At 70.4% G+C, this 23,320-nt stretch carries 23 protein-coding genes and 1 riboswitch; of the genes, 10 read left to right on the top strand and 13 right to left on the bottom strand.

All coding sequences use genetic code 11. The features are described 5' to 3' along the window. Nucleotides 1-16: 16 nt before the first annotated feature. From ACIN94_RS08220 to ACIN94_RS08190, 7 genes are all read right to left on the bottom strand, one after another. On the bottom strand, nt 17-790 hold the full coding sequence (locus ACIN94_RS08220) for an SDR family oxidoreductase (protein ID WP_400701276.1): 774 nt from the start codon (nt 788-790) through the stop codon (nt 17-19). Next, nucleotides 790-1,692: a dihydrodipicolinate synthase family protein gene (locus ACIN94_RS08215; RefSeq protein WP_400701273.1), complete on the bottom strand. Its 903-nt coding sequence runs from the start codon at nt 1,690-1,692 to the stop codon at nt 790-792. Before ACIN94_RS08215 ends, ACIN94_RS08220 begins: the two co-directional genes overlap by 1 nt. A 45-nt stretch (nt 1,693-1,737) precedes the next feature. Then, complete coding sequence (locus ACIN94_RS08210) at nt 1,738-2,538, bottom strand: enoyl-CoA hydratase-related protein (RefSeq protein WP_400701270.1); 801 nt, start codon at nt 2,536-2,538, stop codon at nt 1,738-1,740. Beyond that, nucleotides 2,535-3,725: a CaiB/BaiF CoA transferase family protein gene (locus ACIN94_RS08205; protein ID WP_400701267.1), complete on the bottom strand. Its 1,191-nt coding sequence runs from the start codon at nt 3,723-3,725 to the stop codon at nt 2,535-2,537. Before ACIN94_RS08205 ends, ACIN94_RS08210 begins: the two co-directional genes overlap by 4 nt. Beyond that, entirely contained in the window at nt 3,722-5,086 is a 1,365-nt protein-coding gene (locus ACIN94_RS08200; protein WP_400701264.1) for an FAD-dependent oxidoreductase, read from the bottom strand. The genes ACIN94_RS08205 and ACIN94_RS08200 overlap by 4 nt, the downstream gene beginning before the upstream one ends. Before the next feature lie 16 nt (nt 5,087-5,102). After that, complete coding sequence (locus ACIN94_RS08195) at nt 5,103-6,380, bottom strand: MFS transporter (RefSeq protein WP_400701261.1); 1,278 nt, start codon at nt 6,378-6,380, stop codon at nt 5,103-5,105. Between the two features lie 204 nt (nt 6,381-6,584). After that, complete coding sequence (locus tag ACIN94_RS08190) at nt 6,585-7,196, bottom strand: helix-turn-helix domain-containing protein (RefSeq protein ID WP_400701258.1); 612 nt, start codon at nt 7,194-7,196, stop codon at nt 6,585-6,587. A gap of 166 nt (nt 7,197-7,362) precedes the next feature. Here ACIN94_RS08190 and ACIN94_RS08185 point away from each other — a divergent pair, with 166 nt between their 5' ends. Both ACIN94_RS08185 and ACIN94_RS08180 read left to right on the top strand, forming a co-directional pair. After that, on the top strand, nt 7,363-7,920 hold the full coding sequence (locus ACIN94_RS08185) for a GNAT family N-acetyltransferase (protein ID WP_400701255.1): 558 nt from the start codon (nt 7,363-7,365) through the stop codon (nt 7,918-7,920). Between the two features lie 168 nt (nt 7,921-8,088). Further along, complete coding sequence (locus ACIN94_RS08180) at nt 8,089-8,904, top strand: sirohydrochlorin chelatase (protein WP_400701252.1); 816 nt, start codon at nt 8,089-8,091, stop codon at nt 8,902-8,904. 54 nt (nt 8,905-8,958) lie between these two features. Here the strand turns inward: ACIN94_RS08180 and pgeF are convergent, their stop codons facing one another. Both pgeF and glgA read right to left on the bottom strand, forming a co-directional pair. After that, the gene (gene pgeF / locus ACIN94_RS08175) at nt 8,959-9,657 is read right to left on the bottom strand and encodes a peptidoglycan editing factor PgeF (RefSeq protein WP_400701249.1); all 699 of its coding nucleotides are present in this window, start codon (nt 9,655-9,657) and stop codon (nt 8,959-8,961) included. Nucleotides 9,658-9,801: 144 nt separating this feature from the next. Next, complete coding sequence (glgA, locus tag ACIN94_RS08170; RefSeq protein ID WP_400701246.1) at nt 9,802-10,980, bottom strand: glycogen synthase; 1,179 nt, start codon at nt 10,978-10,980, stop codon at nt 9,802-9,804. Nucleotides 10,981-11,028: 48 nt separating this feature from the next. Between glgA and glgC the strand changes: the two genes are divergently transcribed. The 7 genes from glgC (at nt 11,029) to ACIN94_RS08135 (ending at nt 16,735) form a co-directional block, all read left to right on the top strand. Next, on the top strand, nt 11,029-12,255 hold the full coding sequence (gene glgC / locus ACIN94_RS08165; protein WP_400701243.1) for a glucose-1-phosphate adenylyltransferase: 1,227 nt from the start codon (nt 11,029-11,031) through the stop codon (nt 12,253-12,255). Between the two features lie 90 nt (nt 12,256-12,345). Further along, nucleotides 12,346-12,510: a hypothetical protein gene (locus ACIN94_RS08160; protein ID WP_400701236.1), complete on the top strand. Its 165-nt coding sequence runs from the start codon at nt 12,346-12,348 to the stop codon at nt 12,508-12,510. A 114-nt stretch (nt 12,511-12,624) separates the two neighbouring features. Next, complete coding sequence (locus ACIN94_RS08155; RefSeq protein ID WP_400701233.1) at nt 12,625-13,260, top strand: biotin transporter BioY; 636 nt, start codon at nt 12,625-12,627, stop codon at nt 13,258-13,260. Beyond that, on the top strand, nt 13,257-14,312 hold the full coding sequence (locus tag ACIN94_RS08150) for a class I adenylate-forming enzyme family protein (RefSeq protein WP_400701230.1): 1,056 nt from the start codon (nt 13,257-13,259) through the stop codon (nt 14,310-14,312). Before ACIN94_RS08155 ends, ACIN94_RS08150 begins: the two co-directional genes overlap by 4 nt. Before the next feature lie 7 nt (nt 14,313-14,319). Continuing rightward, complete coding sequence (locus tag ACIN94_RS08145; RefSeq protein ID WP_400701227.1) at nt 14,320-15,465, top strand: thiolase family protein; 1,146 nt, start codon at nt 14,320-14,322, stop codon at nt 15,463-15,465. Next, on the top strand, nt 15,462-16,136 hold the full coding sequence (locus ACIN94_RS08140) for an energy-coupling factor ABC transporter ATP-binding protein (protein ID WP_400701224.1): 675 nt from the start codon (nt 15,462-15,464) through the stop codon (nt 16,134-16,136). The genes ACIN94_RS08145 and ACIN94_RS08140 overlap by 4 nt, the downstream gene beginning before the upstream one ends. Next, entirely contained in the window at nt 16,133-16,735 is a 603-nt protein-coding gene (locus tag ACIN94_RS08135; RefSeq protein ID WP_400701221.1) for an energy-coupling factor transporter transmembrane component T family protein, read from the top strand. Before ACIN94_RS08140 ends, ACIN94_RS08135 begins: the two co-directional genes overlap by 4 nt. 38 nt (nt 16,736-16,773) lie before the next feature. Here ACIN94_RS08135 and ACIN94_RS08130 read toward each other — a convergent pair whose 3' ends face one another. Continuing rightward, on the bottom strand, nt 16,774-17,529 hold the full coding sequence (locus ACIN94_RS08130; RefSeq protein ID WP_400701218.1) for an enoyl-CoA hydratase/isomerase family protein: 756 nt from the start codon (nt 17,527-17,529) through the stop codon (nt 16,774-16,776). A gap of 67 nt (nt 17,530-17,596) precedes the next feature. Between ACIN94_RS08130 and ACIN94_RS08125 the strand changes: the two genes are divergently transcribed. Further along, on the top strand, nt 17,597-18,670 hold the full coding sequence (locus ACIN94_RS08125; RefSeq protein WP_400701215.1) for a DUF5685 family protein: 1,074 nt from the start codon (nt 17,597-17,599) through the stop codon (nt 18,668-18,670). A 4-nt stretch (nt 18,671-18,674) separates the two neighbouring features. Here ACIN94_RS08125 and ACIN94_RS08120 read toward each other — a convergent pair whose 3' ends face one another. The 3 genes from ACIN94_RS08120 to ACIN94_RS08110 all read right to left on the bottom strand — a co-directional run bounded on the left by ACIN94_RS08120 (nt 18,675) and on the right by ACIN94_RS08110 (nt 23,240). Then, nucleotides 18,675-19,670, bottom strand: coding sequence for a ribonucleotide-diphosphate reductase subunit beta (locus ACIN94_RS08120; protein ID WP_400701212.1), 996 nt, complete (start codon nt 19,668-19,670; stop codon nt 18,675-18,677). Between the two features lie 26 nt (nt 19,671-19,696). Beyond that, complete coding sequence (locus ACIN94_RS08115) at nt 19,697-21,892, bottom strand: ribonucleoside-diphosphate reductase subunit alpha (RefSeq protein ID WP_400701209.1); 2,196 nt, start codon at nt 21,890-21,892, stop codon at nt 19,697-19,699. A gap of 119 nt (nt 21,893-22,011) precedes the next feature. Beyond that, a riboswitch (cobalamin riboswitch) is annotated at nt 22,012-22,216 on the bottom strand. Beyond that, nucleotides 22,215-23,240, bottom strand: coding sequence for a Bug family tripartite tricarboxylate transporter substrate binding protein (locus ACIN94_RS08110; RefSeq protein ID WP_400701206.1), 1,026 nt, complete (start codon nt 23,238-23,240; stop codon nt 22,215-22,217). Its footprint overlaps the riboswitch before it by 2 nt. Between the last annotated feature and the right edge of the window lie 80 nt (nt 23,241-23,320).

The following is a 23,320-nucleotide window of genomic DNA, read 5'->3' as shown; positions in this document are numbered from 1 at the left end:
GCTGTCCTGTGCTGGGTCAGAGGCTGCGGACGAGACCGCCGTCGCAGCGCAGGGAGGTGCCGGTGACGTACGAGGCCAGGTCGCTGCAGAGGAACGCGCCGACGGCCCCGAACTCCTCGGGCCGCCCGTACCGGCCGGCCGGGATGGTGGCTCTCGACCGCTTCTCCACCTCGGCCGGAGAAAGTCCCTGCCGCTCGGCGGCGGCCCGGTCGAGCTGGGCCACGCGGTCGGTGGCGATGCGGCCCGGCAGCAGCAGGTTGACGGTGACGCCGTCGGCGGCCGTCTCGGCGGCAAGCGTCTTGAGGTAGGCGGCGAGCGCGGCACGGCCCAGGTTGGACAGTGCCAGGTTCGGCAGCGGAGCGTCGACACCGCTTGAGCCGACCGCGAGGATGCGCCCCCAGCCGCGGGCGCGCATCCCGGGCAGCGCGAGCGATACGAGCCGCTGCTGCGGGCGCACCAGCGTGCGGAACGCCGCCTCCACCCCGTCCTGGGTGACGTCGGCCGCGGCACCCGGCGCGGGTCCGGGGCCGTTGAGCACCAGGACGTCCACGTCGCCGAACGCCTCGACCGCGGCCTCGTGCAGACGGTCGGGGCCGTCGTCCGCGGTGAGGTCGGCCTCGACGCCGATGGCGTCCGGCAGCTCAGCGGCCAGTTCGCGCGCCCGGTCGCCGCGCCGTCCGGACACCACGACCCGTGCCCCTTCGGCCCCGAGGGCGCGGGCGACAGCCTCGCCCAGGCCGCCGGTGGACGCGCACACGATGGCGGTGCGGCCTTTCAGCCCCAGGTCCATCAGCGCACCACCTCGGGCACCGGCACCGCGGCGAGGTGCCGCACCAGCTGCTCTCGCAGCGCCTCCGGCATGGACGCGGCCGGGGGACGCGCCGACGACTCCATGATCAGGCCCCGCTGACGCAGGCACTCCTTGCGGATGGCCAGGGCCACCTTCGCCTGCTGCTCGAAGTTCACCAGCGGCAGGTAGCCGGTGTACACCTCGCGGGCACGGTCGTAGCCGCCCTCCTTCCAGGCGTCGACGCAGGCGACCAGCCCCTCCGGGAAGGAGAACCCGGTCATCGCGCCGGCCGCGCCGGCCGCCAGCTCGTCCAGCAGCCCCAGACCGCCCAGTCCTCCGAAGACGGGCACGTCGAGGGCGGCGGTCAGCGCCGCCACCGAGACGGGCGTCGGCGGCGCCTCGGCCTTGACACCGACGACGAACTCAAGATCCCGGACCGCCCTGACGAGCGACTCGGCTGAGATGGCGACGCCACTGACCAGGGGATAGTCCTGCACCACGATCGGCGCACCGGTGGCCTCGTGGACGGCGCGCAGGTGCTTCGCGAGGACGTCCGGGTTCGGGGAGTTGACCTGCACCATGGCACCGGCGAGCCGATCCCCCACGATGTCCTTGGCGTGCCTTACCTCCTCGATGGCCGGTGCCGTGCCGAGCGACGTGATACCCACGACGAGTGGCAGCTCCACCGCGTCGACGACGGTCTCGAGCACCGCAGAGCGCTCTTCTGTCGAGAGCTGTGCGGCTTCGCCGAACACGCCGAGCACGGTGAGCCCGGTGACGTTGACCTGCTCATAGTGCTCGACGAGACGGGCCAGGCTGGTCTCGTCCACGTCGAGGGTGGAGCCGGAGAAGGGCGTCGCGACGACACCCCAGACGCCGGAGGACAGAGGAGGAAGCTGCATGGGAGATCCTTTCGGTGAGAACGTGGCCTGAGGCCGGGCACGAGGTCAGCGGTCGGACCACACAGGTGGGCGCTTCTCCTGGAAGGCGCGCACCCCTTCGGTGGCGTTGCCGCTGTCGAGCGCCTCGATCAGCGCCGGAAGCCGGGCGGCCCTGGCGTCGCCGGCGGTCATGTGCTCCGTCCGGTTGACCATCTGCTTGATCGCCCGGAGCGACGTGGGCGCGCATGCGAGGATGTCGTCGACCCAGCGGTCCACGGCCGCGTCCAGCTCCTCGCCGGGCACGACCTCGTTGACCAGACCCATCCTCAGCAGCTCCGCGGCCGGGAACCTGCGTCCGGTCAGCAGGACCGACATCGCCTGCGTCCGCGGGATCCGGCGGACGAGCTGCACGATTCCGCCGTCCAGGGCCAGGCGCCCGACACGCGGCTCGGTCAGGCCGAACTGGGCCTTGTCCGACGCGACGACGATGTCGCAGCCGAGCACGATCTCCATCCCGCCGCCGAGAGCGTAACCGTTGACCCGCGCGATGACGGGGACGTCGAGCGTGCGTCGCAGGCTCAGCCCGGCGAACCCGTTGGGATCGAGGTCGGCCCAGTACTCCAGTCCGCTCTTCCCCACGCCCTCCGTCGACATGTCAGCGCCGGTGCAGAAGGCGCGGGAGCCGGCGCCGGTGACCACGACGACGCGGATGCTCGGGGTGCGCTCGATCTCATCCCAGATCTCGTTGCAGCGGGCGAGGGTGGCGTCGTCGATCGCGTTGAGCACGTGCTGCCGGTCGATGGTGACCCGGGCGACGTGGTCGCTGACCTCGAAGCGCACCTCGTCGACGTGTGATCGGTCGTTCATCGCAGGACTCCCGCCTTCACCAGGGCGGCGATGGACTGCTCGTCGTAGCCGTGCTCGGCGAGCACCTCGGCGTTGTGCTCACCGAGCCGCGGCGGCACCCGGCGCACCTGGGACGGCGTCCGCGACAGGCGGATCGGAGCGTCGACCGCGCGGATGGTGCCGACCGTCGGGTGCTCCATCTCCAGCACCATCCGGTTGACGAGCGTCTGCTCGTCCTCAAGGGTCTGGGCCAGGGTGTGCACCGGCGCGCAGAGGATGTCCTGCTCCTCCAGCCGCTTGACCCAGTGGTCGGTGGTGTTGACGGCGAACCGCTCACGGAAGATCGCCTGCAACTCCGGCCGGCGTTCGAACTGCCGCTCCAGCGTGGAGAACTCCTCGCGCAGCGACAGGTCCTCGTCGAATTCAAGGGCGACGGAGATGTCCCGCAGCGGGTTCTGCTTGAACGCGCCGACCATGCAGACCGCGCCGTCGGCGGTCGGGAAGACCCCGCTCAGCGGCATGGACGCCCAGTTGATCTCGTAGCCGCGGTTCAGCTGCATGCAGGCCTCCTGCATCTGCATGTGCAGCATCGAGTCGTACATCGTGACTTCGACCTTCTGCCCCTCCCCCGTGGTGTTGCGGGCGAGGAGGGCGAGCAGGATCCCCTGCAGCAGGTGCATCCCGGTCGTGTAGTCGGCGAGTGGCGTCGGGTACACCGACAGGGGGAGATCTTCGGTCTCCCGCCTCCACATCACGCCGGAGTACGCCTGGGCGATGACGTCCTGGCCGCCTTTGTGGGAGTAGGGGCCCGTTTCCCCGAAGCCCGTACCGGACGCCCAGATCAGTCTGGGGTTGATCTCGCGGAGCCGTTCGTAGCCGAAGCCCATGCGCTCCATCACGCCGGAGCGGAAGTTGCTGACGACGACGTCGGCGTCGCGCACGAGGCGGTGGATCACCTCGACGCCCTCCGCCGTCCGGGTGTCCACGGAGATGCTCCGCTTGTTGCGGTTGATCGACAGAAAGATCGGGTTGTCCAGGCCGTCACGGTCCGGGATGGACGACCGCGAGAGGTCACCGGCACCGGGCCGCTCGATCTTGATCACGTCGGCGCCGTAGTCCCCGAGCAGCTGGGTACAGCTCGGCCCCATGTAGACCTGGGTGAAGTCGACCACGGTGACCCCGCCCAGCGGCAGGTTGGTGCTGCTCAATTCAGTGTCTCCTCGAACTCGGCTACCGTGGCGTTGGGTGCGGGCACGTCGCCCGGATCAGCGCCCTGGTCACGCATCCGCCGCTGGATCTGCGTCACGTCCACCTCCCTGACGGTCACCCCCTGGTCCACGGCCAGTCCGGCGGCGATACCGGCGGCCTGGCCCATCGCCATGCACGGGGGGATCTCCCGGGCGATCCGCTGTGCGTCAGGCGTGGCGGAGTAGTGACGCCCGGCCACCAGCAGCTGGTCGACGTTGCGCGGGAGAAGCGCCCGGTACGGGGTGTAGTAGTCACGGCCCCGGGCGACCGAGTCGGGGAAGTGACGGCGGGAGACCACGTCGTCCTTGGTCACCACGTACTCACCCTGGAGCAGGCGCGTCTGCCGGACTCCCATCTGCTCGGCGACGTCGAGCAGATGGGCGTTCTCGAAGCCCGGCAGGTGCTGGCTGATGTAGTCGACCGCGGCCGCGATCCGGTCACGGGCGTCGTACTCGGCATTCGTGAGCGACTCCGGGTCGGTGCCGTCGTAGCCGGTCATGTGCGGGCAGTTGCACCAGACCACACCCGGGATGGGGGTCTTCAGCCACCACAGCTCCCAGGCTCCGCCGAGCATGCGCTTGATCTTGCGGTTGATCGCCCGCACCTCGCGGGGGTTCTCCTGCTCGAACCGCTCAGCCGCATCGGTGTCCACCCCGCCGAGACGGAAGACCAGAGTGGTCAGGTAGTTGTCCTTCGTGAAGTCGGCACCGGCCCGCGAGGCGACATCGATGTCGCCGGTCGTGTCGATGACCACGTCACCGAGCACGGCCTGGGGTCCCTGCTTCGTCTCACAGATCACGCCTGCCAGCCGCCCGTCGTCCACGATGGGCCGGGAGAACCACGAGTGCAGGCGCAGGTTCACGCCGGCTTCGCGTACCAGGTCGTTGGAGACCCGCTTCCACCCGTCGGGGTCGAACGCGACCGCGTAGCAGATCGGCTTGGGGTTGGAGTGGGAGTGGAAGTCGAAGGTGCCCCAACGGCCCCAGCGGTTCCACGTCTCGGTCGAGGAGTGCCGGTCGGACTCCGGCGGGTAGACGGCGAGGCCGAGCTTCTCCATCCGCTCGACGTACTCCGACACGATCCCGCTCACCGAGATCTCGTTGCCGTTGCACATGTCGTCGAGGACCAGCACCATCCCGCCGGACGCCAGGCCACCCAGGGCCGAGTAACGCTCCAGCAGGGTGACGCTGGCCCCGGTGCGGGCCGCGGCGACGGCGGCGCTCACGCCGGCCGGGCCGCCACCGACGACAACGACGTCGGAGCGCCGGACCACGGGGGCGGACAGGTTGTCGGATGACACCCTCAGGTCGAGAGACTGCATCGAATTCAGGCCTTTCTCATTCACCGATGAAAACACCGCCGCGTCGGCGAACCGCGACGTAGAGCACCACACTGACGACGGACAGAACAGCTGTGTAAACGGGGAACATCCACGTGATGTCCTGCTGCTGGAGCCAGACCATGAGGTAGGACGCGGTGCCGCCGAAGAGGGCGACCGCGACGCCGTACCCGAGTGCCACACCCGTCGCACGAGAGGACTTCGGCATCAGGGACGTCGCGACCACGTTGTAGAGCGTCATGTTCAGCGCCAGGACGACGGACCCACCCAGCAGCACCGCGGCGAAGCCCAGGAGACCGGGCTCGCGGTACAGCAGCATCAGGAAGACGGAGGGCACCGCGAGCACGCGGGTCACGATGAACGTGCGCGACAGCTTCGCGCGGTCGGCCAGCATGCCGGTGAGCGGAGAGCCGATGAGCAGGACAACGCCGAGCGCGGTGGTGAGACCGAACACCTTGGTGGGGTCCTCGCCGAACGAACTGCGGGCGAGGTTGGGCAGTCCGACGTTCCACGCGTAGTTGTAGGCCTGGACGGAGCCGACGACGAAGACGATGGCGAGCAGGCCCAGCCAGTTGCGGCCGATGCCGCGCCACACCGCGCCCGACGAGTTCTCGGCCCGCTCGGTCTCGTGCAGCGTCTCGGGCAGGGCGCGTCGCAGGTAGATCACCACGACACTCATCACGGCGCCGATCAGGAACGGAATACGCCAGCCCCAGTCCTGCATCGTGTCGCCGCCGACCACCCAGCTGGTGGCGAAGCTGACCAGTGAGGCGAGGAGGATGCCGAGGTTGACGAAGAAGCTCATGTAACCGGCGGCACGGCCCTCGCGACCGGCGGAGTTGAGCTCCACCGCGTAGGTCGTGGACAACGGCGCCTCAATACCGGTCGAGATGCCTTGCAGGAGGCGGCAGACGACCAGGATGACGCCCGCCCAGGGACCGATTGACTCGTACGTCGGGGTCACCGCGATGATCAGGGTGGTGAGTGCCATCAGCCCCACCGACAACAGCGTCACCCTGCGCCGGCCCATCCGGTCGGCCACGGTGCCGAGGAGGACGCCGCCCAGAGGCCTGACGGCGAACCCGACGGCGAACACCGCCAGTGCGTTCAGTGTCGCTGAGAGCGGTTCGGTGGAGGGAAAGAATTTCGGTCCGAGAAAGGCCGAGAGCAGGCCGAAAATCATCCAGTCGTACCACTCGAGGGTGTTGCCCAGGCCGAGGCCGAGCATGCCTTTGCGGGTGGTGGACGGGGCCGGAGCCGAAAGGGTTGCGGTCATGGTGCCTCCTTCCGAGGCGCGCGCCGCGTGGCGCGTGGGGAGTGGGGGTGGACGTCCTCGCGCGCCACACGGGGGGTGGGGGGACGTCCTCACATACGGCGTCGCCGGGTGGCATGCGTCGCCGGGCATGGCGGGGCCACGCACGCGGGCGCATGCGGAAGCGACAACGTGATCGGTACGCGGTGGCCTAATGCCACAGGTTGATCACCAGGTGGGCGGAGTGGTCACCCAGACGGCTGTGCAGGTCTCGTCCCCTGGATTGACGTACCAGTGCGGCGTCGTGGACGGGTATCGGATGGAGTCGCCGGCGCCCAGTTCGTAACGGACGCCGTCCAGATAGACGTCCTTGCGTCCGGAGAGGACGAGACCGAACTCCTCACCGTTGTGCCGGTAAGGCGTGCCGCTCGTGTCATATCCGGGTGGGGTCTCCACCCATGTGACCTCGAGTGCGCCGTTGAGGTCGGGAGTGAGTAACTCATACCGACTGCCGTCGTCCGGGATCCCGACGCCGTGGCCGTCGAGCAGACGGCGCTCGGTCTTGCGGACGACCGGTGACCGGCGCTGGTCCTGCACCTGGAACAGCCTTCCGACCGGGATGCCGAGACCGTGGGCAAGCTGGACCAGCGTGGCGAAGGAGGGGTTGGCGCGTCCCCGTTCGATCTGGCTGACGATACCGATACTCAGACCCGACAGCTCGCTGAGCTGGTCGAGAGTGAGTCCGGCTTCCTTGCGGATCGAGCGGATCTGGTTGCCGACTTCACTCAGCATCGCAGCCACCGGGAGGTTCTCTCCGGGGGCCGCCGAACGGTCCAACATCGTTGGCCTCCTTCACTCACTCCGCGTGGGTTTCATCATAATGAAGCTCTTCACTCCGTCAAGGGTTAACCGGCATTTATCTGAAATTTTTCACTCCTGTGAAGGTGGCGGTGTCCTCACCCGCGGTCTCTAGCCCTGGGGAGTGCTGAGGCGTTAGCGTCTGCGCATGCGTCACGTTGAGATCTCCGGTAAGAGGCTCCGGCTGAGGGAAGTCACCGTCGCCGACGTGGAAGCGCTGCACGCCGTCTACGGCGACCCCGCCGCCACCGAGCACCTGCCGTTCGACCCACGCACTCGCGAGGAGGTCGAGGAGCTGGTCGCCCAGGCGCTGGAGGCCGCACAGGCCGAACCCCGGGGGCTGTATGTGCTCGCCGTGATCGACCTGGACGACGAGGAGACCATCGGCGTCGCCCGGCTGCACATCGAGACCGACCATCCGCACAGCGCGGAGATCGGCCTCGGCCTGCGCCCCGACCACTGGGGCAGGGGCATGGGCACCGACCTGATCCGGCTGATACTGACGTTCGGCTTCCGGGATCTGCGCCTGCACCGCCTCTGGGGCGCCCGCTCCCCCGCCAACACCGCCGCCCAGCTCGCGATGCTGGTCGCCGGAATGGTCGAGGAGGGCAGGATCAGGCATCACGTGCGGGCACGCGGCGCCTGGCGCGACTCCATCGTCCACTCGGCCCTGGAGGACGAGTGGGAGGGACACAGGGACCTGTGACAGCGGGGAAGGGGCCCGGCCTCCGGCGGGCGGCATGGGAGCCGCCACCCCGCCCGGCTGTCCGATCCGGCGCCGTGCGAGAGGAATTCCCGCTTCCGCGGATGTCGTGACGGAATTGCCGCCGTTTTTCGCTACAAAGCGAGCCAAATGGGCCTAGAGTCCGCGCATGTGAGTGAGAGTTCCATCCTCCCCGTGCGCGGGCGTGCCGTACGGCCCTCCGGCCGGCACCGCAGGCCCGTGCCCTCCCAGCTTCCGCCCGAGGCACCCGCGCTGGTGCTGGCCACACTCGGCGACGAGACAGGAGCCGCCGCCGAGCTGGCCGCCCTCATCCGGGGTGATCATCCCCAGATCGACGTCCGCCTGGCCGACCTCGGCGAGGACGGCAAGGCGCTGACCGCCGATCTGGAGACGGCCGCCCGCGAGCGTCCCGAGGGCGGTGTCGCCGCCGTCGTGGTACCGCTCCTGACCGGACCGCACCCGGTCGCGGACCAGCTGATCGCCACCGCGGTCGCCGCCAGCGGGGCGACGGTGACGGTCACCGAGTCGCTCGGCCCGCATCCGCTGCTCGCCGAGGCCCTGCACATCCGCCTCGCCGAGAAGGACCTGGCGAGAGCGGACCGGATGCGGCTGCTCAACGTCTCCAGCCCGGTCGACGCGGTGATCCTCGCCACGATCGGCGGCGAGAACGCCGCGGTGGAGGCGCAGCCGACGGCGGTGCTGCTGGCCTCCCGGCTGACGCTCCCCGTCCTGGTCGCCTCCCTGGACAGCGCTCCCAGCGTCGCCGACGCGGCCGAGCGGCTGCGGGGCATCGGCGCCCAGCGCATCGCCCTGTCCCCGTGTGCCATCGGTCCCGAGATGGCCCCCGGCCTCGCGAGCGACGCGGCGGCCGGGATCGGGGCGGACTACGCCGACCTTCTGGGCTCGCACGGCCTCATCGCGGACCTCGCCGCCCGCGCCTACGGGAGCGTTCTGGCCGCGGACTGAGATGAGAGATCCCCCCCTTCCGGGGGGACCTATCCGGGCGTGACCTGCCGGCTCTCAGGCCTCCAGCCAGACGTAACCGGCGAACCGGCCGGTCGTCCGATCCCGGCGGTGGGAGAACAGGTCGGGGGTCTCGATGGTGCAGCGCGTGTCATGGGTGACCTCACCGACGCCCGCCCTGGCGAGCTGCGCGGTGATGGCGGCGCGCAGGTCGAGGGCGGGGGTGTCCCGGCGGGTGATCGACCACGCCTCGGGAAGGACGTCCGTGACCTCGCCACGCATCTCGGCGGGGACCTCGTAGCAGCTGCCGCAGGCCATCGGGCCGATCAGAGCGGTCATGTCCGCCGGGTCGGCGCCGCGCGCGGCCATCGCCGCGACCAGGGCCGGGACCACGCCGAGGACGGTGCCGACCCGCCCGGAGTGCGCGGCCCCGACGAGGCCGGCCCGCGGGTCGGCCAGCAGGACGGGGGCACAGTCGGCGCACAGCGCGGCCAGGCCGAGGCCGGGCACATCGGTGAAGATCCCGTCCAGGGGGGGCGGGTCGTCGCCGAACGGCTCGGTCACGTACCGGACGTCGGCGCTGTGGACCTGCCGCATGAACACGACCCGGTCCAGACCGAACTCGGCCGCGGTCCTGGCCCTGTTGGCGGCGACCGCCAACGGGTCATCCCCGGACCCGACTCCGAGGTTGCGGCTGCCGTACGGCTCTGCGCTGACGCCGCCATGTCGGTCGGTGATCCTGGTTTGAACATTCACGGGCCCGACCCTACCCGCCCCCGGAGAACCCCCCTCTTGGGGCGTCCGTTACGCGAGTGCGCAGATCCCCCGAGAGATACCGGGGCCGGCGGCGGCCCCGGGCAGCGGCTCCCACCGATCGGCGACCCGCCACCCGGGCGGGTGTCAGGGCCGGAGGAGCGACCGGTAGAGATCCATCGTCCGCCGGGCGATCCGCTCCCAGGAGAAGTGCTCCACGGCCCGGACCCGCCCGGCCCTGCCCATCTCCGCGGCGAGTGCCGGGTCGGCGAGCAGCCGGTTGACCCGCGCGGCGAGGTCGGCGGCGAACCGCCCGGGGTCGTCGGGGGTGCCGTCGGCCGCGGACTGGTCGATCGGGACCAGCAGACCGGTCGAGCCATCGGCCACCACCTCGGGGATTCCGCCGGTGGCGGTGGCCACGACGGCGGTCTCGCAGGCCATCGCCTCCAGGTTCACGATCCCCATCGGCTCGTAGACCGACGGGCAGGCGAAGACGGTCGCGTGGGTGAGGATCTGGATCACCTCGGGGCGCGGGAGCATCTCCGAGATCCAGATGACGCCCTCCCGGTCCAGCCCGCGCACGAGCGCGGTGACCTCGGCGGCGATCTCCGGCGTGTCGGGGGCGCCCGCGCAGAGCACCAGCTGGGCGTCGGGGTGGAAGTCCCTGGCCGCGTGGAGCAGGTGGACCAGACCCTTCTGCCGGGTGATCCGGCCCACGAACACGACGTACGGCCGACTCGGGTCGATGCCGTGTCCGACCAGGACGCCGGTGTCACGGTCGGGAGCGTATTCGCCGGTGTCGATCCCGTTGTGGATCACCGTGACCTTTTCCGGCGATATCTCGGGATAACTGGTGAGGACGTCGCGCCGCATGCCCTCCGACACGGCGATGATCGCGTCCGCGCTCGCCAGGGCGCCCCGCTCGGCCCACGACGACAGCGTGTAACCGCCGCCGAGCTGCTCGGCCTTCCACGGGCGCAGCGGCTCCAGGCTGTGCGTGGTCACCACGTGCGGCGTGCCGTACAGCATCTTGGCCACGTGGCCTGCGAAATTGGCGTACCACGTGTGGCTGTGCACCAGATCCGCGCCCTCGCAGGCCGCCGCCATCTCCAGATCGACGCCGAGAACCTGGAGCGCGGCGTTGGCCGTCTCCAGGCCGCCGGGCACCCGGTAGGCCTCGACACCATGCTCGGGCCGCGACGCTCCGAAGCAGCGGACGCGGGCGTCTGCCAGCCTGCGCAACTCCCGGGCGAGGTACTCGACATGGACGCCGGCTCCGCCGTACACCTCGGGCGGGTACTCGCGACTCAGCAGATCAACGCGCATGTGATCAGCCTAGTGTTTCAGCCCCGTCTGTCAGGTTAAGGTCCTGATATGAGAGTCCTTGCGATCGTGCTCGCCGGCGGTGAAGGCAAGCGACTGATGCCGCTGACGGCCGACCGGGCGAAGCCGGCGGTGCCGTTCGGGGGGATATACCGGCTCGTCGACTTCGTGCTGTCGAACCTGGCCAACAGTCACTACCTGAAGATCGTGGTGCTGACCCAGTACAAGAGCCACAGTCTTGACCGGCACATCTCCCGGACCTGGCGGCTGTCGGCGATGCTGGGCAACTACGTCACGCCGGTGCCCGCGCAGCAGCGGCTCGGGCCGCACTGGTTCTCCGGGTCCGCCGACGCGCTGTTCCAGAACCTGAACCTGATCTACGACGAGATGCCCGACCACGTCATCGTGTTCGGGGCCGACCACATCTACCGGATGGACCCCCGGCAGATGGTGGAACAGCACATCGACTCCGGCGCCGAGGTGACCGTGGCGGCGATCCGGCAGCCACTGTCACTGGCCGACCAGTTCGGAGTGATCGAGACCGATCCCGCGGGGCGGCGGATCGTGGCGTTCCGCGAGAAGCCCAAGAACGCGGTGGGCCTGCCGGACGCGCCCGACCAGGTGTACGCGTCGATGGGCAACTACGTCTTCAGGACCCAGGCGATGCTCGACGCGCTCCGGGAGGACGCGCTCGACCCCGCCAGCAAGCACGACCTCGGCGGGAACATCATCCCGATGATGGTGAAGTCGGGCAGCGCGGAGGTCTACGACTTCGCCGACAACGTCGTGCCCGGCTCCACCGAGCGGGACCGGGGCTACTGGCGTGACGTGGGGACCCTCGACGCCTACTACGAGGCGCACATGGACCTCATCGCGGCACACCCGGTCTTCAACCTCTACAACAGCCAGTGGCCGATCTACACCGGCCACGACCCGCTCCCTCCAGCGAAGTTCGTGCACAACGCCGGTGACCGGGTCGGCCGGGCGATCGACTCGCTGGTCTCCCCGGGCGTGATCGTCTCCGGCGGTCTGGCGGAGCGTTCCGTCCTCTCCCCCGGCGTGGTGCTGCACTCCCACTCCCAGGTCGAGGACTCGGTGCTGATGGGCAACGTGCAGGTGGGCCGGGGCGCCGTCGTCCGCAAGGCCATCATCGACAAGAACGTGATCATCCCGGACGGCGCCCGGATCGGCCTCGACCTCGAATACGACCGCAGCCGCTTCGCGGTGACCCGCAACGGCATCGTGGTCATCGGTAAGAACGAGGTCATCGAGCGGTAGGCGCACGATCTCGCCTCGGCCGCCGCGTGTGAGAACCCGGCGCCCGGCCCCACGTCGTCCCGGACCGGACCCGGCCTGCACCCGGAGGTCGTGGAGGAGACGTACGCTACGCTGAAAAACCCCTCGCTGGAGTCCCAGCTGGAGCAGGGCAGCGAATGGTCCATGACCAACGAGCAGGGCGGCCTGGCCCACAGGCCGTACCTCGCCGGCGATGCCCTGAGCCGGGCGGGCGTCTGCAGGAATCCCGTCCCGTAGAGCGACATCGGCCACCGGATCGACCCGGAACCGCCGCGTGAACACCTGTGTGCCAAGAGCTGCGGCTGATCCCGCTTCAAGGGAACGACGCCCTACCGAGAAAGACCGTTTCCCATGCGACACACCCCGCCCGACACCGACGTCGACTCCTCACCGGGTGCGCGGCCCGGCCGCCCGCACCGGTCCGCTCAGGACCTCGCACTGATCGCCGTGTTCGCCGGCCTCATCGCCGCCCTGGGGGTCGCCCCGCCGATCTACCTGTTCGGCGGAGGGGTACCGGTCACCCTGCAGACCCTCGGTGTCATGCTCGCCGGCTCGGTCCTCGGCGCACGCCGTGGCTTCCTGGCCTGCCTGGTGTTCCTCGCCCTGGTGGCCATCGGCCTGCCGTTGCTCTCCGGCGGCCGTGGCGGCCTCGGGGTGTTCGCGGGCCCGAGCGCCGGGTATCTCATCGGCTGGCCACTCGGAGCGTTCGTCACGGGCTGGATCAGCGAACGCTCGCCCCGCTACTCGATCCCCGTGGGCCTGCTGGCCAACGTCCTCGGCGGCATCGTCGTCGTCTACGCCTTCGGCATCCCCGTGCAGTCGTGGCGGATCTCCGCCTCAACGTTCGTCGGCACCCTCATCGCCGCTACGGTCTACCTGCCGGGTGACGTGATCAAGGCCGTCGTCTCCACGTTCGTGACCCGCGGGGTCCGGCGTGCCTATCCCGTGCTGCCTGGCGCCGGCTCCGCGGGATCGGCACGGAGATGACCCCGCGCGACCGCGCGGTGGCGGTTCTCGCCCGGGCGGGGCTGCTGCACGTCCGCGACGGGCACGAGTTACTGGTTCTGTACACGTCCGGCAGCACCGACGTTCCGCGTGCCGTCGTACGGACCGTCGACTCGTGGACCGACAGTTTCGACCCCCTCTCGGAGATCACCGGGATCCGGGCGGCCGACCGCGTGCTGATCCCGGCTCCCCTGTCCTCCTCGTTGTTCGCGTTCGCGGCCGCACACACCGCGGCTGCCGGCGCCGGCATCCTCGACCTGCCCCGATGGCACCCCCAGGTGGCGGCCGCAGCGGCCGGAGAGTGCACAATGGCCCACGTGACACCCCCGATGCTCGACGCGCTGCTGGACCGCCTGCCGCCGGGCGGCCCGCTACGCACCGTGATCTGCGGCGGCGCGGGGCTGCCCCGCGCCACGCGGGAGCGTGCGGACCTGGCCGGCATCCGGGTCGTGGACTACTACGGCGCGGCGGAACTGTCGTTCGTCGCGATCCGCCACCCTGACGGGGCGATGCGCGCGTTTCCCGGTGCCGAGATCGAACTGAGGGACGAGGTCGTCTGGGTGCGCAGCCCTTTCCTGGCCGAAGGTTACGACGGCCGGACGACCGGCCCGCTCACCCGCGACGACGAGGGCTGGGCAAGCGTCGGCGACCGTGCCGTCTGGAGCGACGCGGAGGGCCTGACCGTCCTCGGCCGCGGCGACGAGATGGTTCTCACCGGTGGCGCGTCCGTCCTGCCCGGCGACGTCGAGCAGGTGATCTCCGACGCGCCGGGGGTGGCCGGCGTCGTGGTGGTCGGCCTGCCCCACCATTCGCTCGGCCAGGTGGTCACCGCCGTCATCGTGCCCAGCACCGACGGACCGCCCAGCGGATCGGCCCTGCGCCGGCACGCCGCGGCCCGGCTGTCCCCGGCGCACCGCCCCCGTCGCTGGTACGCCGTGGACCAGATGCCGCTCACCCCCGCCGGCAAACCCGCCCGCGGGCGGATCCGGCAGGGGCTCGCCGACGGCACGCTCGGCGCGCGAGTGCTTCCCTGACGACACCATGGATCCTCTGACACCTGTCATCGTCGCGGCCCGGCGCACCCCGATCGGCACCGCCGGGCACGCGCTGCGTCACATGACCGCGGAACGGCTGGCCGCGCCGGTGCTCCGGTCCGTTCTCGCCGACCTCGACCTCGACCCGGCGCAGGTGGCCGACGTCGTACTGGGCAACTGCATGGGGCCGGGAGGCAACATCGCCCGGGTCTGCACCTTGCTGGCCGGGTTCCCCTCCGCGGTACCGGGACTCACCGTCGACCGGCAGTGCGGTAGCGGCCTGGCCGCCATCACCACCGCGGCGTCCTTCGTCCGCGCCGGACTCGGAGACGTCTACATCGCCGGGGGCGTCGAGAGCACGAGCACCGCGCCCTGGCGGCACTGGCCCCCCTCGGCCGACGGTGAGGCGCCGCGCCGCTATTCGCGGGCGCCGTTCGCGCCATCCGAGATCGGCGACCCCGAGATGGGGCCGGCGGCTGAGCTGGTCGCCCGCCGGGCGGGCATCAGCCGTGAGCGCCAGGACGCCTACGCCGCCCGAAGCCATGCTCTCGCGGCCGCCGCCCAGGACGCCGGACGCTTCGCCGCGGAGTCCGTCCCCGTGGCGGGTCTCGAACGGGACGAGCGAGTACGCCGCGGGATGACCGTCGAGCGCCTGGCCCGGCTGCGTCCGGCGTTCGCGGCGGACGGCACCGTCACCGCAGGCAACTCCAGCGGCGTGAACGACGGCGCGGCCGCCGTCGTCATCGTGCCGGAGCGGGTGCGCGCCGGCTTCGGCTGGCCGGGGCTGGCCATCGTGGGCTGGGACACCGCGGGGGTGGATCCCCGCCTGCCCGGGCTCGGACTGGTCCCGGCGGTACGCCGGGTGCTCGACGGGGCCGGGCTGAGCCTGGACGACATCGGGGTCATCGAGGTCAACGAGGCGTTCGCCGGTCAGGTACTGGCGTGCTACGACGCACTCGGCCTCGACCCCGACCGGGTCTGCCGCGAGGGCGGGGCGCTGGCGCTGGGCCACCCATGGGGTGCCTCGGGTGCCGTGCTCGCGGTCCGGCTGTTCAGCCAGATGACCCGCGACCCCGCTGCCGGCCGTGGACTGGCCGCCATTGCCGTCGGTGGCGGCATGGGCGTCTCGATCCTGGTGGAGCGTGTCGGATGATCCGCCTGGAAGGGGTCGGTCACGCCTACGGCGAGCGGACCGTACTCCGCGATGTCTCGCTGACGCTGACCGAGGCGAGAGTAGGCGTGATCGGAGCCAACGGCTCGGGCAAGTCCACGTTCGCGCGCCTGCTCAACGGGCTCGTCATACCCACCACCGGCACGGTCGTCGTCGACGGGCTCGACAGCCGCACTCAGGGCCGGGAGATCCGGCGCCGGGTCGGCTTCTGCTTCACCAACCCCGACGCCCAGATCATCATGCCGACGGTGGCCGAGGACGTGGCCTTCTCCCTGCGCCGGTCAGGACTGTCACGCACGGAGATCGCGGCGAAGGTGGCCACCGCTCTGGAAAAGTTCGGCCTGAGCGCTTTCGCGGACGCCCCGGCGCACCTGCTGTCCGGCGGGCAGAAACAGCTGCTCGCCCTGGCCGCCATCCTCGTCATGGAGCCGTCGGTCCTCGTCTGCGACGAGCCGACGACGCTGCTGGACCTGCGCCACGCCTCGATGGTCGGCGACCTGCTGGCCTCGCTGCCGCAACGGATCGTGCTCGTCACCCACCATCTGAACCTCTTGGACGGCTTCGATCGGGTGCTCGTCTTCGACGAGGGCCGGGTGGTCTGCGACGCTCCGCCGTCGGCCGCGATCGCCCACTACCGGCGGCTGATGCGATGAGCACCCTCGGCCTCTACCTCCCGGGCGGTTCCTGGCTGCACCGCGCCCCCGCAGGGGCGAAACTCCTCGGCCTGGTGCTGGCCGAGACGGGCGTGCTGCTGCTGCCCGGCCCGGGGAGCGTCGGAGCCGCCCTCGTGTCGGTGGCCGGCCTGTATGCCGCCGCGGGCGTCCCGGCTCGGCTCGCCTGGTCACAGACGCGGCCGATCCTGCTGATCGCCCTGTTCATCGGCGGATTCCAGATGTTCAGCGCAGGACTCGACCGGGCTCTCGTCGTCACCGGGCAGCTCATCCTCTGCGTGTCCGTTGCCGGGCTGGTCACCCTCACCACGCGCAGCAGCGAACTGCTCGACGTGATCGAACGGGGTTGCCGGCCTCTGCGCTTCCTGGGTGTCGACGGAGCTCGGGTCGCCCTCGTACTCGCCCTCGCGATCCGGGCCGTATCCGTCACTGCGGCACTGGCGCAGGAGGTCCGCGAGGCCCAGCGGGCGCGCGGGATCACCAACAGCCCCACCGCTTTCGCCGTCCCCCTCCTGGTGCGGACGCTGCGGCACGCGGACAACCTGGGCGAGGCACTCGCCGCCCGCGGCGTCGACGACTGACGCCGTCCGGTCCTCCGGCTGAAAGACGTCCCGGAAGGTCAGGGAGACCAGGTGAAGCGGGGCGGGCGGCGCTCCAGGAAGGCGGCGACGCCTTCGGGGACCTCGTCGCGCGCCGCCTTCTGCCACGCGTGGAAGCGTGCCTCGTCGGCCCGTCCTTCCACGATCTCCTTGGCGGCTGCCAGGGTGAGCTGGGATCGCCCGGCCAGGATGCGGGCGAGGCCGTACACCCGTTCGGACAGCTCGGCAGAGGCCAGGACCTCGTCCACCAGGCCGGTGCGCAGCGCCCGGCCGGCGTCGATGAGCTCGGCGGAGTAGAGCAGGAGCTTGGCCGTAGACGGGCCGACGAGGTCGACGAGGCGGCGGGTGGAGCTGGGCGGGTAGACGAGGCCGAGCTTGGCCGGGGTGATGCCGAAACGGCTGTCCTCGGCGGCGAAGCGCAGGTCACAGGCGAGGGCGAGCTGGCAGCCGCCACCGACGCAGAACCCCTCGATCATCGCGATCACCGGCTTGGGGAACTCGGCCAGCGCCCGTTCCGCGGTGACGGTCAGCCTTGTGTCGTCGCCGGCTTCGGAGAGCCCGGCGATCTCGGAGATGTCCGCCCCGGAGCAGAAGGTCCCGCCCGCACCGGTCAGCACGAGGACGCGCACGGCGGGATCGACCGCCAGGGGCGCGAGCACCCCTGGCAGCGCCCGCCACATGGCCGCGGTCATCGCGTTGCGCTTGCCGGGGCGGTTGATCCGTAACGTGGCGACGTGATCGTCGATGGACAGCATGAAACCGTCGGAGATCTGCACGGGATAGATTCTGCCGGGACATTCCCGAAATCAACCAATCAGACCACCCCTAAATCGAAGAGGCCGGATGTTCGGAATCGTTCGCCCTTGCCGTGACCATTCCTGCCCGTCGTTACACCGAGCGTGGATGGCACACCTGTGCGGGCTCTGCCTGGCCCTCCGCGACGGGCAGGGGCAGGGTGCACGGCTGGCCACCAACTACGACGGGCTGATCATCTCGGTGCTGGCCGAGGCGCAGAGCCCGTCCGCCTCCCCGCACCGGACCGCCGGGCCCTGCGCGCTGCGCGGGTTCAGGCCGGCGGACGTGGTGGACGCGCGGGCCGAGGGGGTACGGCTGGCCGCCACGGTCTCGCTGCTCCTTGCCGCGGGCAAGCTGCGCGACCACGTGGCCGACGGTGACTCGGCCCCCGGCACCGGCCTGGCCCGCCGGGGACTGGCGGCCCGGTGGGAGGCGGCCGGAGCGCGGATGGGCGCGTCGATCGGTTTCGACACGGCCGTGCTGACCTCGACGGCCGAGCGTCAGCTCGAACGGGAGGGTACGCCGGAGATCACCCTGCTGGAACTGACGGCTCCCACCGAGGAGGCGGTCGCCGCAGCGTTCGTACACACCGCGGTGCTGGCCGGCAGACCCGGCAACGCCGTGCCGCTGGCGGAGGCGGGCCGGTTCTTCGGCCGGATCGCCCACCTGCTGGACGCCGTGGAGGACCAGGCCGAAGACGCCGCACGCGGGGCGTTCAACCCGCTGGCCGCCACCGGCACCACCCGGCAGGAGGCACGGCGGCTCTGCGACGACGCCGCGCACGGCCTGGAGCTGGCACTGCGCGAGCTGGACCTGGCCGAGCGGCACTTGGTGGACGTGCTGCTCGGCACCGAGGTGCGCCGGGCCGTCGACCGGACGTTCGCCCAATCCGACAAGCGGCCCGGGGTCGTCGGCACGTCGGCCGCCGGGGTGGCGACCCTGCTCACCTGCGGGATGTGGCGGCCCGAGTGGAGCAGTAAGCACGGGCAACCGTGCGAGGACCGCTGCTATCTGCGGGATTGCGACTGCTGCAGCGGATGCGGCGGATGCGACTGTTGCGGCTGCTGTGAAGATTGCAGTTGCTGTGAAGGCTGCGACTGTGACTGCGGCTGCGGAGCCTGAAGAGTCAGAACGCCTCGTCGAAGGTGACGCTCCCCTCAACGGCCACCTGATAGGCAGAGACCCGCCGTTCGAAGAAGTTGGCCAGCTCCTGCACGTCCTGCAGCTCCATGAACGCGAACGGGTTGGCCGTGCCGTACCGAATGGGGAGCTGGAGCCGGACCAGGCGCTGGTCGGCCACGTACTCCAGGTACTGCCGCATCTGGTCCACCCCCATTCCGGACAGGCCGTCGCCGCACAGGTCGGCCGCAAAGGCGAGCTCGGCGTTCACCGCCTCCTCGATCATCTGGGTGACCTGCGCGCCGAGCTTGTCGTCGAACAGCTCCGGCTCCTCGGCCCGCACGGTGTCCACCACGCTGAAGGCGAACTCCATGTGCATGGACTCGTCCCGGAAGACCCAGTTGGTCCCGGTGGCCAGACCGCTGAGCAGGCCCCGGGAGCGGAACCAGTAGACGTAGGCGAAGGCGCCGTAGAAGAACAGCCCCTCGATGCACGCGGCGAAACAGATCAGGTTGAGCAGGAACGCCCGCCGGTCGTCCTGCGATTCCAGTCGCCTCAGCCCGCCCAGCGAGTCGATCCACCGGAAGCAGAACTCGGCCTTGTCGCGGATCGAGGGGATGTGCTCGATCGCGGCGAAGGCCTTGACCCGCTCGTCGTGGTCGGGCAGGTAGGTGTCCAGCAGGGTCAGGTAGAACTGGACGTGCACGGCCTCCTCGAAGAGCTGCCTGCTGAGATACAGCCGCGCTTCGGGGGCGTTGACGTGCTGGTAGAGGTTGAGCACCAGGTTGTTGGCCACGATCGAGTCGCCGGTGGCGAAGAACGCGACGAGGCGGTTGATCAGGTGACGCTCCTCCGGCGTCATCCTGGCCAGGTCCGCCAGGTCGGAGGTGAGGTCCACCTCCTCGACGGTCCAGGTGTTACGGATCGCGGCCCGGTAGCGCTCGTAGAACTCCGGGTAGCGCATGGGCCGCAGCGTGAGGTCCATGCCAGGGTCGAGCAACATCGCAGAGAAGCCTTTCGGAGAGGGGCCTACTGGCAGGCGTCGCAGTACTCGGGGTTCTCCAGGGAGCACGCGACGGCCTCCGGATCGGGGGTGGCCTGGGCCACCGTGGTCTGCGCGATCCGGGTCGCCGGGCGTGAGCGCAGGTAGTAGGTCGTCTTGAGACCGGACTTCCACGCGTAGGCGTACATCGAGGAGAGCTTGCCGATGGTCGGCGTGGCCATGAAGAGGTTCAGCGACTGCGACTGGTCGATGTACGGCGTGCGCGCCGCGGCCAGGTCGATCAGCGCCTTCTGCGGCAGCTCCCAGGCAGTCCGGTAGAGCGCCTTGAGGTCCTCCGGCATACCGGGAACGTCCTGGATGGAGCCGTCGGCCCGCTTGATCGCGTCCCGGATCTGCGGGGTCCACAGGCCGCGGGCCGAAAGGTCGCGGACCAGGTAGCGGTTGACCTGGAGGAACTCCCCCGACAGCGTCTCACGCTTGAAGATGTTGGACACCTGGGGCTCGATGCACTCGTAGCAGCCCGCGATGGAGGCGATCGTGGCGGTGGGCGCGATCGCGATCATCAGCGAGTTGCGCAGACCGGTCTCGGCGATCCGCTCCCTGAGCCGCTCCCACTCCGGCGACCGCCCGGCCCCGTAGTGGTCGGGATGGAGCACACCGCCGGCGGCCCGGGTCTCGTCGTAGGAAGGGTGACGGCCCCGCTCGACGGCCAGGTCCGCGGACGTGGCGTAGGCCGCCAGCGCGATCTCCTCGGAGATCCGGGTGGAGAGCTCCAGCGCCCGCGGCGAGTCGAACGGCAGCCGTAGCGCGAAGAACACATCGGCCAGGCCCATCAGGCCCAGGCCGATCGGCCGCCACTTCCGGTTGGCCGTCTCGGCCTCGGGGGTCGGGTAGAAGCCCAGGTCGATGGTCCGGTCCAGGAACCGTACGGCGGTGCGGACGGTCCGGCGCAGCCGTGCCCAGTCGATCTCCTGGCCGTCGAGGTGGGCGGCGAGGTTGATCGAGCCGAGGTTGCAGACGGCCGTCTCGGCGTCGTTGGTGACCTCGAGGATCTCGGTGCAGAGGTTCGACAGGTGGATGACGTTCTCGGGGCGGGCCGTCTGGTTGGAGGTCCGGTTGGCCGCGTCCTTGAAGGTCATCCAGCCGTTGCCGGTCTGGGCGAGGGTGCGCATCATCCGGCCGTACAGGGACCGCGCCGGGACCTGCCTGACATAGCGGCCCTCGGCCTCGGCGACCCGGTAGGCCTCCTCGAACGCGGCGCCGTACAGGTCGGTGAGGTGCGGGACCTCCTTGGGGTCGAACAGCGACCACACGCCGTCGGCCTCGACCCGGCGCATGAACTCATCGGGGACCCAGTTGGCCAGGTTCAGGTTGTGCGTGCGGCGAGCCTCCTCGCCGGTGTTGTCGCGCAGTTCGAGGAACTCCTCGACGTCGGCGTGCCAGGACTCCAGGTAGACGCAGGCCGCTCCCTTACGGCGGCCACCCTGGTTGACCGCGGCGACACTGGAGTCCAGCGTGCGCAGCCACGGCACGATGCCGTTGGAGTGGCCGTTGGTGCCCCGGATCAGCGAGCCGCGCGAGCGGACCCTGGTCCAGGCGATGCCGATGCCCCCGGCGTACTTCGACAGCCGGGCGACCTGCCCGTAGCGCTCGTAGATCGCCTCCAGCTCGTCGCGGGGCGAGTCGAGCAGGAAGCAGGACGACAGCTGGGGCCTGCGCGAGCCGGAGTTGAACAGCGTCGGCGAGCTCGGCAGGTAGGACAGGGTGGCCATGAGCGCATACAGCTCGGCGGCCTCCTCGACCGTCTCCGACAGGCCGCAGGCCACCCGCAGGAAGAAGTGCTGCGGACGTTCCAGGACCTTGCGGGTCCGCGGGTGGCGCAGCAGGTAACGGTCGTAGACCGTGCGCAGCCCGAAGTACTCGAACCGGCCGTCGGCGTCCTCCGCCACCAGCGCGTCCAGCACCTCGGCGTGGGCGGCCACGAAGGCGGCCAGCCCGTCCTGGACGAGTCCGGCCTCGTGGGTGGCGGCGATGGACTCGGAGAAGGTCCGCACGCCGTGCTCAGCCGCCTCGTCGGCGATCAGCTCCGCCAGCAGCCCGGCGGCGATCCTGGAGTTCTCCGGATCGGTGATCACTCGGGCGGCGGCCTCCTCGATGGCCAACCGGCGGGCAGCCGGGTCGTTGCCGGTCTTCCCGGCGGCATCGGCCAAAGTCTGTGTCACGTGCTACCCCTCGCGCGCTCGAATTCCCCGCACGGCTCTCGCCGGAAAAGCGCACGCGTCCGAGGGCGGTTCCGGGCACGCCGGACCGCCTCAGTCCGCGGGCCCTCCCTCGAAGCCCTGGACAGTTCCATATCGCCGGCAGGTTTTCGGACTCACGGGCGCCTGACTCTTGCCTACTGACCGTCGCTTCCCAGGCATGGCGCGCCCAGTGCTCTCATGACGGTGGTCGTTCCCGTTCACCGCTGCGGGGCAGTCCCGGACTCCCACCGGGTTCCCTCTTGCCTCGCCCTCGCAAGGGGGCGAACCAGCAACGAGCAGGATCCTACATGTAGGGCCGCCGGACGCAACTACCCCAACAACTTGTGGAGAAAGTGCTCAGGAGGCCGAGTTCGTTGAGCACCTCCCGGGTGCGGCCGGTCTCCGTGACGAGCCACTGGCGGAAGTCGTCCCCGCTCAGGTAGACCCGGTTCCAGCCGTTGGCCACGCAGACGGCCCGCCAGCGGGGTGAGGCGTCGACGCGGTCACACAGAGCGACGGCCGCGTCCCTGTCCTCGGAGCTCATGCCGCGGGGGCCGAGGATGCCGCACCAGTCGGTGTACTCCAGACGGATATCCAGCTCCATCATCGTCGGCGCGTCGATCCCGTCGATCCGCTCGGCGGAGGAGACCACCAGCGGCCGCAGGCGGCCTGCGGCGATCTCGGGCACAAAGGAGCGGGCCGAGCCCAGCAGCGCGGCGACCCGGCCATCCTGGAGCGCCTGCGCGGCCTCGGCCCCGCTGGAGTAGCCGGCGTAGTTCAGCAGCCGGGTGTCCACTCCCAGGCACTTGCTGATCATGCCGTAGAGCACGTGGTCGGAGCCACCATCCATCCGGCCGCCCACCGTCAGCTTGGCCGGGTCGCGGCGGAGCGCCGCGGCGAAGTCCTCGAAGGCGCGCAGGCGTGAGCCGGCCGGGACGACCAGGGCTGCCCAGTCGCCGACGAGCCGGGCCAGGGGTGTGGTGGACTTCACCACGGAGGCGGCATTGGCGATCTCCGCCCCCGCCACCATCGGCATCCCGGTGAGGAGCAGCCTGCCCTCGCGCATGAACGGGTCGTGGGCGGCGGGGAACGCCCCCAGCGCGGCGGCGCCCAGGCCACCCGGATAGTTGCTCACCTCAACCGTCCGCGCCATCCGGTCGCCGGTCAGGACCATGGCCAGCGCACGTGCGGCCCGGTCCCAGCCCTGCCCGCGCGCGGCTGGCGCGACGACGGTGAGCCGGCCCGCCGTGGGTGCGGGGGAGCCCCCCGCCCCGCAGCCGCCGGCGACCATGACTCCCAGGGCGAGCGCGAAGAACCGCCGGCGGTGCATAGGCGCCCCCTCCCCGAGACCATTCAATACCTCAGGTTACAGATGCATCACTCTCTGTCATATATTGGGGGCCTTATCGC

Origin of the sequence: Streptosporangium sp. NPDC087985, assembly GCF_044741965.1 — a bacterium.
GTDB lineage: Bacteria > Actinomycetota > Actinomycetes > Streptosporangiales > Streptosporangiaceae > Streptosporangium.
Note: the sequence above shows the minus strand (reverse complement) of the source record. Positions and strands in the feature narration are given on the sequence as shown.

Coding starts and splice junctions, on each gene's coding strand:
- ACIN94_RS08220 (WP_400701276.1), bottom strand. CDS start 790: ATGGACCTGGGGCTGAAAGGCCGCACCGCCATCGTGTGCGCGTCCACC.
- ACIN94_RS08215 (WP_400701273.1), bottom strand. CDS start 1,692: ATGCAGCTTCCTCCTCTGTCCTCCGGCGTCTGGGGTGTCGTCGCGACG.
- ACIN94_RS08210 (WP_400701270.1), bottom strand. CDS start 2,538: ATGAACGACCGATCACACGTCGACGAGGTGCGCTTCGAGGTCAGCGAC.
- ACIN94_RS08200 (WP_400701264.1), bottom strand. CDS start 5,086: ATGCAGTCTCTCGACCTGAGGGTGTCATCCGACAACCTGTCCGCCCCC.
- ACIN94_RS08195 (WP_400701261.1), bottom strand. CDS start 6,380: ATGACCGCAACCCTTTCGGCTCCGGCCCCGTCCACCACCCGCAAAGGC.
- ACIN94_RS08190 (WP_400701258.1), bottom strand. CDS start 7,196: ATGTTGGACCGTTCGGCGGCCCCCGGAGAGAACCTCCCGGTGGCTGCG.
- ACIN94_RS08185 (WP_400701255.1), top strand. CDS start 7,363: ATGCGTCACGTTGAGATCTCCGGTAAGAGGCTCCGGCTGAGGGAAGTC.
- glgA (WP_400701246.1), bottom strand. CDS start 10,980: ATGCGCGTTGATCTGCTGAGTCGCGAGTACCCGCCCGAGGTGTACGGC.
- glgC (WP_400701243.1), top strand. CDS start 11,029: ATGAGAGTCCTTGCGATCGTGCTCGCCGGCGGTGAAGGCAAGCGACTG.
- ACIN94_RS08155 (WP_400701233.1), top strand. CDS start 12,625: ATGCGACACACCCCGCCCGACACCGACGTCGACTCCTCACCGGGTGCG.
- ACIN94_RS08150 (WP_400701230.1), top strand. CDS start 13,257: ATGACCCCGCGCGACCGCGCGGTGGCGGTTCTCGCCCGGGCGGGGCTG.
- ACIN94_RS08145 (WP_400701227.1), top strand. CDS start 14,320: ATGGATCCTCTGACACCTGTCATCGTCGCGGCCCGGCGCACCCCGATC.
- ACIN94_RS08140 (WP_400701224.1), top strand. CDS start 15,462: ATGATCCGCCTGGAAGGGGTCGGTCACGCCTACGGCGAGCGGACCGTA.
- ACIN94_RS08135 (WP_400701221.1), top strand. CDS start 16,133: ATGAGCACCCTCGGCCTCTACCTCCCGGGCGGTTCCTGGCTGCACCGC.
- ACIN94_RS08125 (WP_400701215.1), top strand. CDS start 17,597: ATGTTCGGAATCGTTCGCCCTTGCCGTGACCATTCCTGCCCGTCGTTA.
- ACIN94_RS08120 (WP_400701212.1), bottom strand. CDS start 19,670: ATGTTGCTCGACCCTGGCATGGACCTCACGCTGCGGCCCATGCGCTAC.
- ACIN94_RS08110 (WP_400701206.1), bottom strand. CDS start 23,240: ATGCACCGCCGGCGGTTCTTCGCGCTCGCCCTGGGAGTCATGGTCGCC.